The sequence below is a fragment of the Herbaspirillum sp. GW821-FHT09A12 genome, assembly GCF_059418325.1.
Genome location: NZ_JBWKPR010000023.1, coordinates 1 through 10,657, shown reverse-complemented (window position 1 = coordinate 10,657; position 10,657 = coordinate 1). Strand labels below are relative to the sequence as shown.

The window sequence follows — 10,657 nt, the reverse complement described above, 5'->3', positions numbered from 1 at the left end:
GGCGCACGAGCAAAGCGCCTGCGCGCTTTGCGGGAGGGACTCGAAAGCCCGGCCTTGCAAGGCCGGGCGGGGTCGCGCCGCGTGACCGAGTCCCTCCGTGGGCACCAAGCAATCAACGCGAAAGCCAAACGGCTTTACAGTCGAAATGTTGAAACGGGTCAAACCTCTGGGTTTCGCCCGTTTTTTCATTTCTACACTGGACTCCCTCATTCCACTCGCACATTGAAAAAGCCGGACTGCCATTGCAGCCCGGCTTTTTGCCGAAACAGTCCCGCATACCCTCTATTCCGACATCACCGGCTCAACCTTGGCATCGCTGCCGAACTTGATCGGCGGCACCCGGCGCACCATCCACAAGCCGGCCAGCGCAGCCACGATGGCGATCGCGATGCCCATGTGGATCGCCCCGACCAAGGCATCGCGCGCGGCGTCGAGCAGCGCCGAACCGTTGTGCCCGGCTTTCATCAGTTGCGCCAGCAGCACCGATTGGATGTCATGGTTGACCAGCACCTCGGGATCGCTGAATTCCTTGAGCCATTGCGCGGCGTGGTCGCTCTCGAGCGCCTTCTGCACGCCGCTGCCGTACATCTGGCTGACCAGCGTGCCGGTAATGGCGGTGCCCAGCATGCCGCCGATCATGCGCAGCGACTGCAGCAAGGCGGTGGCAATGCCCAGGTGCTCGCGGCTGGCGGCCTGCTGGGCGAACACGGTCAGGTTGGGCAAGACCAGGCCCAGGCCGAAACCGCCGGCCAGCATGGTCGCCAGCATGAAGCCGTTGCCGGTGCCGCGGTCGCACAGCACCACGCCCAGGCAGGCCGCCGAGATCAGCACGAAACCCACCGTCATCATCATGTTGGGATTGGGGATGCGCGTGATGATGCGGCCATTGACGATGCTGGCCACGGTGATACAGGCCACCAGCGGCGTGATCAGCAAGCCGGCTTCGCGCGGCGTCATCCCGAAGCCGCCCTGGAACAGCAGAGGCGCATACATCAGCAGCGAGAACATGGCGAAACCCGCCAGCACCGACAGGATGAACAGGCTCGACAGCGCGCGGTCGCGCATCATCTCGAACGGCAGGATCGGCTGCGCCGCGCGCTGCTCCCACTTCCACAGCGCATAAAAAGCCGCCACCGCAAGCACCAGCAAGGCCAGCATGCCGCCGGTGATGCCGCGCTTGGGCAGCATCTCCACCAGCAGTTGCAGGCTGCCCAGCGACAGCGAGATCAGCAGCGCGCCCGGCCAGTCCAGGCGCATCTTGCCCTGGTGCTGGATATGGCGGATATGCGGCACGAAACGCCAGACGAAGAACAGCGAGATCACGCCAATGGGCAGGTTGCAGTAGAACACCCAGCGCCAGCCCAGGCCCTGCGTCAGGAAACCGCCCAGCGACGGGCCGACGGCGGTGGCGATGCCAAACGAAGCGGAGAGGATGATCTGCCAGCGCAGGCGCACGCGCGGATCGGGAAACAGGTCGGCGATGGAGGCGAAACAGGTGCCCACCAGCATGCCGCCGCCGATGCCCTGCAGGCCGCGCGCCAGCACCAGGAACAGCATGCTGTCGGCCATGCCGCACAGCGCCGACGCGGCCACGAACACGATGATGGACACGATCACGAACGGCTTGCGGCCGAAATAATCGCCCAGCCTTCCGAAGATCGGCACGGTGATCACCGAGGTCAGCAGGTACGAGGTCGCCACCCAGGCATACAGCTCGAAGCCCTTGAGCTCGGCCACGATGGTGGGCAGCGCGGTGCCGACGATGGTCTGGTCCAGCGCCACCAGCATGATGACGAAACAGATGCCCAGGGTGGCCAGCAGGGATTCGCGGAAAGGCAGGACTTGGCCGCTGGAGTGCGCGGCATCGGTATGGAGGGCCATGTTGCGTGGAAGACAATCCGGGAAGAGGCGCCAACGCGCCGACCCGGCATTTTAGCAATTGGCGGCGCTTATTGCTGAAAGGCACCGCATATTTCAAACCGTTGCGGGAAGCACCGGGCCTCACAACAACAGCTCATAGCAACAACTCATAGCGCTGCTCATTGAGTTTGATGCCCCAGCGCGTGCCCTGCCGTTCCTCGGTGCGCACAAAGCCGTGCTTGCGGTAGAGACGGTGGGCGGCCTGCAGGCCGTCGAAGGTCCACAGGTAGATCGAGGGGAAACCGCTATCGCGGCAGAATTGCACCGCGTTGCCGATCAGGGCATCGCCCACGCCCTTGCCGCGCAGCTTTTCGGAGGCGATGAACCAGCGCAGGTAAGCGCCCTGCTCCTGCGCATGCTGGCCGTCGATGGCCAGCGAGCCTTCGATGCGGCCATGCACGGTGGCGGTCCAGAAGCCGTCGCGCGCCTCGTCGTAGCGGCTCAGGAAGGCCGACAGTTCGGTGGCGATCCTGGCTTCGAAATAGACGCCGAAACTCCAGTTCTCGGTGTAGTAGGCCGCATGCAGTTCCGCGACCCTTCCGATGGCGCCGGGCGTGTAGCCCCGGTGGATATGGATATCGTCCATGGCTTGCCTCCTCGCTCCGCTCAGGTACGCGTCGCAGGCTGCCGCCATGGCGCCGCGCCGGGCATGTGCCAGCGGCGCGGGCGTGGCAGGTCAGTCGCCGGCGACGGTCATGCTTTCCAGCAGGATGGAACCGGTTTCCTTGGTGCCGCGCACCAGCGTGTCGTTGCCGATGGCGACGATCTGGCGCAGCATGTCCTTCATGTTGCCGGCGATGGTGATCTCTTCCACCGGATACTGGATCACGCCGTTCTCGACCCAGTAGCCCGAGGCGCCGCGCGAATAGTCGCCGGTGACATAGTTCACGCCCTGCCCCATCAGCTCGGTCACCAGCAGCCCGGTGCCCATCTTCTTGAGCATGCCCTTGAACGTATCGCCCTTGGCCGTCAAGGCCGACGTCAGCGTCAGGTTGTGCGAGCCGCCCGAGTTGCCGGTGGTCTGCATGCCCAGCTTGCGCGCCGAATACGTCGACAGGAAGTATCCCTGCACCACGCCGTCCTTGACCACCTGGCGCTTGGCGGTGCGCACGCCCTCATCGTCGAACGGCGACGAACCGACGCCGCCGATCACGTACGGATCTTCCAGGATCTGGATGTGCCCAGGGAACACCTGCTGCCCCAGCGAATCGAGCAAGAAGCTCGACTTGCGGTACAGCGCGCCGCCCGACACCGCCTGCACGAAGGCGCCCAACAGGCCTGCCGCCAACGGCGCCTCGAACAGCACCGCACACTTGCGGGTCGACAGCTTGCGCGCATTCAGGCGCGCCAGGGCGCGTTGCGCGGCATAACGGCCGATGTCTTCGGGCTTGGCCAGTTTCTTCGGGTCGCGCTTGGACGAATACCAGTCGTCGCGCTGCATGCCGCCGCCCTTGCCGGCGATGGGCGCCACCGAAATGGTGTGGCGCGAGAAAGGATAGCCGCCGATGAAACCGCGCGAATTGGCCGCCACGAAATGCGAATGCTGGGCATACACGCTGGCGCCTTCGCTGTTGGAAATGCGCGGATCGGTCTCCAGCGCCGCCGCCTCGCAGCGTTGGGCGACGACGACGGCTTCCTCCGCGGAAATATTCCATTGGGAAAACAATTTCAGGTCGCGCGGCGCCATTTCCAGCATGTCGGCATCCGGCAGCCCCGCGCAGTCGTCGACCGAGGTAAAGCGCGCGATGTTGTAGGCGGCCTCGACCGTTTCCCTCAACGCCTGCTGCGAGAAATCCGAGGTGCTGGCGTTGCCCCGGCGCACCTGGCGGCCCTCGCCGAGGAACACGGTCACGCCGATCCCCTTGTCCTTGTTCTGCTCGATCGTCTCGATCCGGCCACGGCGCACCGCCACCGACAGGCCGCTGCCTTCGCTGATGTCGACCGCCGAATCCGAGGCCCCCTTCTCTTTCGCATAGCGCAACACATCCTGCGCCAATTGCTTCAACTGGTCTTGACTATAGCTAAATGGAGTATCGCTCATGAGCCTGTTTTCTCTGAAATGCGGGTAAAACGGGTATCATAGCAGCCGTTCAGCAATATTTCCCGAAGCTATACCATGCCTAATGCCAACCGCGGCGCTGTCGGATTCAAGTCCAACGAATTCGAACAGGAATACGACCGCCCCTCCAAGTCCCAGTTGAAGCGCGAAATGGAAGCCCTGCAAAAGCTGGGTGAAGCGCTGGTCGCCGAACCGCGCGACCGCGTCAAGCGCGTGCCCATGCCTGAGGATGTGCGCGAGGCCATCCTCGAATGCCAGCAGATCAAGGACCACGAAGGCCGCCGTCGCCAGATGCAATACGTCGGCAAGAAAATGCGCACGCTGGAAGAAGACGAGCTGGCCATCATCCAGAAGACCATCGACAGCTGGCGCGGCGCCTCCAAGGCCGAAACCGCCGCCATGCATGCGCTCGAACGCCGCCGCGAAAAGCTGCTGGCCGACGACGCCGCGCTGACCAACCTGCTCAACGAACATCCCGAAGTCGACGTGCAGCACATGCGCACGCTGATCCGCAACGCCCGCAAGGAGCAGGCCGAGAGCAAGCCGCCCAAGGCCTACCGCGAAATCTTCCAGATCCTCAAGCAATTGCAGATCGCCGCCGCCAAGCGCCGCGGCGAAGAGATCGACGAAAAGGATTTCGGCGATGACGGCGATGAAACCTGAACGCGATCATCTGCTGATCGGCCTGGTATCGATTTCCGACCGCGCCTCCGGCGGCGTCTATGAAGACCGCGGCATCCCGGCCCTGCAAGAATGGTTCGGCGCCGCACTGGCCAGCCCCTGGAAGATGGAAACCCGCCTGATCCCCGACGAACGCGCGGCGATCGAAAAAACCCTGATCGAACTGGTGGACCAGGCCGGCTGCGACCTGGTGCTGACCACCGGCGGCACCGGCCCCGCGCGCCGCGACGTCACCCCCGAGGCCACCTTGGCCATCGGCACCAAGGAGATGCCCGGTTTTGGCGAACAGATGCGCCAGATCAGCTTGCGGTTCGTGCCGACCGCGATCCTCTCGCGCCAGGTGGCGGTGATCCGCGAAACCTCCGGCCATGCCGCGCTGGTGATGAATCTGCCGGGCCAGCCGAAATCGATCAAGGAAACGCTGGAAGGCTTGAAGGATGAAGACGGCAAGCAGACAGTGCCGGGCATCTTCGCCGCCGTCCCCTACTGCATCGACCTGATCGGCGGCCCCTACATCGAGACCAACGAGGCGGTATGCAAAGCCTTCCGCCCCAAGTCGGCCATCCGGCCCGCCGCTAAATAATTTCCTCCCGCTACAACCCGGCGCCGGCGCGCCGGCGCCCCGGCCAGAACCGGGGCCTGTCGTCATTTCGGACAAGGCCCCTGGTCCGGCCCGCCGCACAACGTCGCACCATTGATCAGATCAAGATACTGCTGCAGCCTGGCCGGCGTGATGCGCCAGCCATACTCCTTGAGCTCGTTCTGGGTCGCCGGACGCCAGCCGAACTGCACCACGAACAAGCGTTCGCGCCCCTGAAAGACGGCAATCACGCTGCCCTCGCCATACGGCGCCGCGGCGCCCGCACGGTCGCAAAAGCCGCCGCTGACCGAGGTCGGAATGCCATTGGTGACGGTATTTTTCTGCCCCATCGGCTGGAAGCGTCCCGGGCAGTTGCGCTGCGCGCCCTGCATGATCTCCGCAATCGCCACCTGCGGCACGTTCAGGTTGCGCGCCTTGATATTGTCCAGCAACGCACTGTCGGGAAAACTGCGGCGCTGCACGCCCATATACCCTTCGCGCCAGGAATCATGCGCTTCATTGGGCGGCAGGAAGTCGACCACATAATCGCCGTCCGGCCGGCCATCCATATACGCCATGCGCCATCCGGGCGGCGTCGAAATCATCAGGTTTTCGCCTTGGGGCTGGAACACCGCCCCCTCGATCAATGCCGCACCGGCGCGCATCGGCAGCGACGCCGCCAGCGCCACGCAGGCGGCGATGCCCGCGCTCATCAGTTTTTTCAGGCCCATAGGCTCGCTCCTGGCAAGCGCCGGAGAGATTTTCCCCGGCGTTCATCGTATGATTGGCAACTTGCGCTTATGCGCAATCGCGCGATACGAAACCGTATTGTGCCTGCGCGCCACGGCGCGCACAAATCGCACACATCCATCGCACATCTCACCAACGCATAACAGGATACCCAACCGCCATGGCTACCCAGCTCGACACCATCCAGATCGAAACCGCTCCCAACCCCACTGCCGCCGTCATCTGGATGCACGGGCTGGGCGCCGATGGTTCCGACTTCGTTCCCATCGTGCGCGAGCTCGACTTGTCGAACTGCCCGGCCATCCGCTTCGTGTTCCCCACCGCCGGCACCATGCCGGTCACCATCAACGGCGGTTACGTGATGCGCGCCTGGTACGACATCTTCACGCCCGACCTGGTGCGCCGCGAAGACGAAGAAGGCCTGCGCCATTCGCAGGCGCAAATTGAAGAACTGATCGAACAGGAAAAAGCGCGCGGCATCCCCGCCCAACGCATCGTGCTGGCCGGCTTCTCGCAAGGCTGCGCCATGACGCTGCAAACCGGGCTGCGCCATCCGGAAAAGCTGGCCGGCCTGATGTGCCTGTCAGGCTACCTGCCGCTGGCCGCCAAGGCCGCCGAAGAACGCCACGCAGCCAACCAGGACACCGCCATCTTCATGGCCCACGGTCGGCTCGATCCGGTGGTGGTGATCGAACGCGCCGAGAAATCGCGCGACCTGTTGACCCAATTGGGCTACCGGATCGAATGGCACGAATACCCGATGCAGCATTCGGTGTGCGGCGAGGAAGTCGGGCATATCGGCCAGTGGCTGGCCAAAGTGCTGGCCTGAACAGACAAGGCGTCGATAATCCCCGCCCATCATGCGGCGGGGTAACAGGCCCTCACCTATTCCATACCCTGATCCTCCTCCCCCATCCCGCGTCAGCGACCGCATAGGCTTCGGCACGGGATGATCCGGCGGCGAATCTCCCTCGCCCCCGCAGAGAATTTCCCGACGCTGCCACCGCGGCCAATATCCCCTTCTGCATCTCCCACCGTTTTCAGTCGAACCGAGACTCGAAATCGGACCAATTCTGCTTGAGTTAGATAGCCGCTTCTCTTCCCGAAGATGTGAATAGTTATCATTATTGTCTTTACTCCTTACAGATGTAAGGCTCCCCTTGCGAAGCGCAACTCACCCGCGCTTGGCGCCATCACTTGACCAGCCATGAACGACATGATCTCCCGTCCCCAATCCGGACGGCGTACCCGTTGCGCCGCCGCCATTTCCCTCGCCTTGATGTCCGTGCACGGCATCGCCTCTTCCCAGCAAGCCGCCGACTCCGGCAACACCGACCTGGAAACCATTCATGTCAGCGGCGACTGGCTTGGCAGCGGTCTTGAAAACAGCATCAAGACCTATCCGGGCGCACGCACGTCGGTCAGCAAGGATACGATCGAAAGCAGCGGCGCCATCAACGTCGGCGACATATTGCGCCAGATCCCCGGCGTGCAGGCGTCTGACAACTCAGGCTCGGCAGGCAGCGCCGTCTCCCTCAACATCGGTGTGCGCGGCCTGACCGGCCGCTATTCCCCGCGCTCAACCATCCTGCTGGACGGCATTCCGCTGGCGTCGGCCCCTTATGGCCAGCCGCAACAGTCATTCTCCCCGGTCAACCTGAACAACATCGCATCGGTAGATGTGATCCGCGGCGGCGGCGCGGTGCGCTACGGCCCCCAAAACGTCGGCGGCATCATCAATTTCAATACCCGCGCCATCCCGGCCACGGCCGGCGCATCCGGCGACGCGTCGGTACGCTACAACAGCTATGGCCAGGGCGGCTCCAGCACCCAATACAGCGCCTTTGTCGGCGGCACCGCAGAAAACGGCCTGGGCATGGCATTGCTCTACTCGGGCCTGGAAGGCTCGGGCTGGCGCGCCGACACCAACCAGCGCCTCAACGATGTCGCGCTCAAGCTGCGCTACGAACTCAGCCCCACCTCCGAAATCTACGGCAAGGTCAACTACTACGACGTGCTCTCGCGAGTCGCCGGCGGCCTGACGGCCGCGCAATACAACGCCGATCCGTTCCAGAACACGCGCAAGCTCGACTACTGGGCCGGCACCCGCAAGGGCTTCGACCTGGGCTACCTGAACACGATCTCGGAAGACAAAGAATTCGAGATCCGCACCTACTTCAACCAAAGCAGCCGTCAAAGCGTACTGGTCAATTCCAGGGGCACCGCCCTGTCGCACCAGCCGCGCAACTACGAGACGTTCGCCATCGAACCGCGCTTCACCCAGCGCTTCACATTCGGCAAGACCACCAACGATGTGACGGCCGGCTACCGCTATCTCCGCGAGCGCGGGGACGACAACAGGTTCTCCGAGAATGCCGTCAGCGGCGCGCTCGGCCGCGTAACCACCTTCAACAACGCCACCGATGCCCATTCCTTCTATATCGACGACAAGATCGCCATCGGCAAATGGCGCATTACTCCCGGCGTCCGCTATGAACACATCAAGTCGACCCGCTACGACGTAAACAATAAGGCCAGCTTCGAAGTCAACAACAACAAACCGCTTCCCTCGATCAACGTGGCGTACCTGGCGACCGGCAACCTGACCCTGTTCACCAACTACAACACCTCGTTCGGCGTCGTGCAAAACTCGCAGCTCAACAACATGTCGGCCGGCAACCCGCTGTCGCCGGAACTGGCCAAGACAGTCGAAGCAGGCGGACGCTGGAAAAGCGACCAGTTGTCGCTGGAAGCCACCTTGTTCGACATCCGCTTCGACAATCAGATTAACTCCAGCACCCTGGCCGACGGCACCACGCTCTTCCGCAACATCGGCAAAACAGAACATCGAGGCATCGAGCTGGCCGCAGACTATGCTTTCGATCGTACCGGCCCACTCGGCGGCTGGAGCGTGTTTGCCAGCTACGCCTATACCCGCGCGCTGCAGGTATCGGGCGCCAACCAAGGCAAAGACGTCCCGTTCTATTCGCGCATGACGGACACAGTCGGCACGCGTTACCAACATGGCCCGTGGAGCGTTAACCTGTCCACCACGCACCAAAGCCGCCAGTTCGCCGACCCTGGCAACACCGTTGCCGAAAGCGCCGACAGCGGTATTGGCGAAATCCCCGGCTTTCGCCTGTGGAATGCTCAGGTGGGATGGAAAGTCCCCAACGCCAAGGGCTTCGACATCTTTGCCGGCGTCAATAACCTGACCGACCGCCGCTACTTCACCCGCACCGACGACGGCAACCCCGGCCGCCTGGTAGGCGCCCCGCGCACCCTCTACGTCCAGGGCCGCTATTCGTTCTGAGGCTCTTTCCCATCCCGGCCTTGCCGATCACACGGCGCCGGTAAGCTCCCCGGCGCTGTGTTAGGCTTTCCGCTTTGACCAGACGGGAGACTCGGCAATGAAAGTCGCAGTGATGGGCGCGGGCGCGGTAGGTTGTTATTACGGAGGCATGCTGGCGCGCGCCGGCCATGAGGTTGTCCTGATCGGCCGCGCGCAACACGTCGAAGCCTTCAACCGGGTCGGCCTGCGGCTGCAGGCGCAAAGCTTCGACCAAACCATTGCCGTGCAAGCCGGCGGCGATGCCGCCATCGCCGCCGGCGCCGACCTGGTGCTGTTCTGCGTCAAATCCACCGATACCGAAAACGCCGGCGCGCAATTGCGCCAACACCTGCGCCCCGACACGCTGGTGCTGACGCTGCAAAACGGCACCGACAACGCCGACCGCCTGCGCGGCGTGATCCCGCAACCGGTGGCCGCCGCCGTGGTGTACGTCGCCACGGAAATGGCCGGCCCCGGCCACGTCAGGCACCACGGCCGCGGCGAACTGGTGATCGAACCGTCGGCGCGCAGCGAAGAAGTCGCCCAGGCCCTGGCCGCCGCCGGCGTCCCGACCGAGATCTCCGGCAACGTGCGCGGCGCGCTATGGCTCAAGCTCGTCCTCAACTGCGCCTACAACGCGCTGTCGGCCGTCACGCAACTTCCCTACGGCAAGATCGTGCAAGGCCAGGGCGTGGCCGACGTGATCCGCAACCTGGTCGCCGAATGCCGCGCCGTCGCCGCGGCCGATGGCGTCACGCTGCCGGGAGACGTCGATGCCGCCGTGCGCCTGATCGCCGAGACCATGCCGACGCAATACTCCTCCACCGCGCAGGATTTGGCGCGCGGCAAGGCCAGTGAGATTGATCACTTGAACGGTTTCATCGTGCGGCGTGGGCAGGCGTTAGGAATTGCCACGCCGGTTAACTTGACGATGCATACGCTGGTCAAGTTGGTGGAGCAGAAAAAGGAGCCTCGCCAGGTTTTGAATCCATGACTGGGCTCTTTCCTTGAGGGGCTTTGAAGTGAGCAAAATGGGTAGTCTGCTCTTGCTTTGTGCCGATGTACTGGCTTTAGTCTTTTCTCTCTTCGGTCGAAGCGGAGCGCCGGGGGCGGCCCGGCAGCCGCTCACTTTCTTTGCTTCGCCAAAGAAAGTAAGCAAAGAAAAGCGACCGCAACTACCCAGCCCCTTCGGGGTCCCCGACGGATCAGGCAAAAAAATGGGAAAAGCAGAGTCGCTTCGCTCCGACTGCTTTTCTGATCCATTTTTTTGCCCGCTCCGCCGGCTGGTTAGATGCGGACTTCGGAAACGGCTCGCCTTCGGCATCGCGGTGCTTGC

At 63.5% G+C, this 10,657-nt stretch carries 9 protein-coding genes; 5 read left to right on the top strand and 4 right to left on the bottom strand.

The features are described 5' to 3' along the window. Positions 1–282: 282 nt before the first annotated feature. The 3 genes from AC07N6_RS24115 to pmbA form a co-directional block, all read right to left on the bottom strand. Positions 283–1,881, bottom strand: a complete 1,599-nt coding sequence (locus tag AC07N6_RS24115) for an MDR family MFS transporter (RefSeq protein ID WP_494780232.1) — start codon at positions 1,879–1,881, stop codon at positions 283–285. Positions 1,882–2,014: 133 nt separating this feature from the next. Further along, positions 2,015–2,506 (bottom strand): GNAT family N-acetyltransferase, encoded by a 492-nt coding sequence (locus tag AC07N6_RS24110; protein ID WP_494780233.1) that lies wholly within the window; start codon positions 2,504–2,506, stop codon positions 2,015–2,017. Positions 2,507–2,596: 90 nt separating this feature from the next. Further along, complete coding sequence (pmbA, locus tag AC07N6_RS24105) at positions 2,597–3,961, bottom strand: metalloprotease PmbA (protein ID WP_494780234.1); 1,365 nt, start codon at positions 3,959–3,961, stop codon at positions 2,597–2,599. A gap of 75 nt (positions 3,962–4,036) precedes the next feature. Here pmbA and yjgA point away from each other — a divergent pair, with 75 nt between their 5' ends. Both yjgA and mog read left to right on the top strand, forming a co-directional pair. Beyond that, entirely contained in the window at positions 4,037–4,642 is a 606-nt protein-coding gene (gene yjgA, locus AC07N6_RS24100; protein ID WP_494780235.1) for a ribosome biogenesis factor YjgA, read from the top strand. Further along, positions 4,632–5,243, top strand: a complete 612-nt coding sequence (gene mog / locus AC07N6_RS24095) for a molybdopterin adenylyltransferase (protein WP_494780236.1) — start codon at positions 4,632–4,634, stop codon at positions 5,241–5,243. The genes yjgA and mog overlap by 11 nt, the downstream gene beginning before the upstream one ends. A gap of 62 nt (positions 5,244–5,305) precedes the next feature. On the opposite strand, the gene AC07N6_RS24090 is transcribed toward mog, so the two are convergent. Next, the gene (locus AC07N6_RS24090; protein ID WP_494780237.1) at positions 5,306–5,971 is read right to left on the bottom strand and encodes a hypothetical protein; all 666 of its coding nucleotides are present in this window, start codon (positions 5,969–5,971) and stop codon (positions 5,306–5,308) included. A gap of 179 nt (positions 5,972–6,150) precedes the next feature. Between AC07N6_RS24090 and AC07N6_RS24085 the strand changes: the two genes are divergently transcribed. The 3 genes from AC07N6_RS24085 to AC07N6_RS24075 all read left to right on the top strand — a co-directional run bounded on the left by AC07N6_RS24085 (position 6,151) and on the right by AC07N6_RS24075 (position 10,315). Beyond that, entirely contained in the window at positions 6,151–6,819 is a 669-nt protein-coding gene (locus tag AC07N6_RS24085) for an alpha/beta hydrolase (RefSeq protein ID WP_494780238.1), read from the top strand. A gap of 378 nt (positions 6,820–7,197) precedes the next feature. After that, positions 7,198–9,303, top strand: a complete 2,106-nt coding sequence (locus AC07N6_RS24080) for a TonB-dependent receptor family protein (RefSeq protein ID WP_494780239.1) — start codon at positions 7,198–7,200, stop codon at positions 9,301–9,303. Positions 9,304–9,400: 97 nt separating this feature from the next. Then, entirely contained in the window at positions 9,401–10,315 is a 915-nt protein-coding gene (locus AC07N6_RS24075; RefSeq protein ID WP_494780240.1) for a ketopantoate reductase family protein, read from the top strand. The last annotated feature ends 342 nt before the right edge of the window (positions 10,316–10,657 follow it).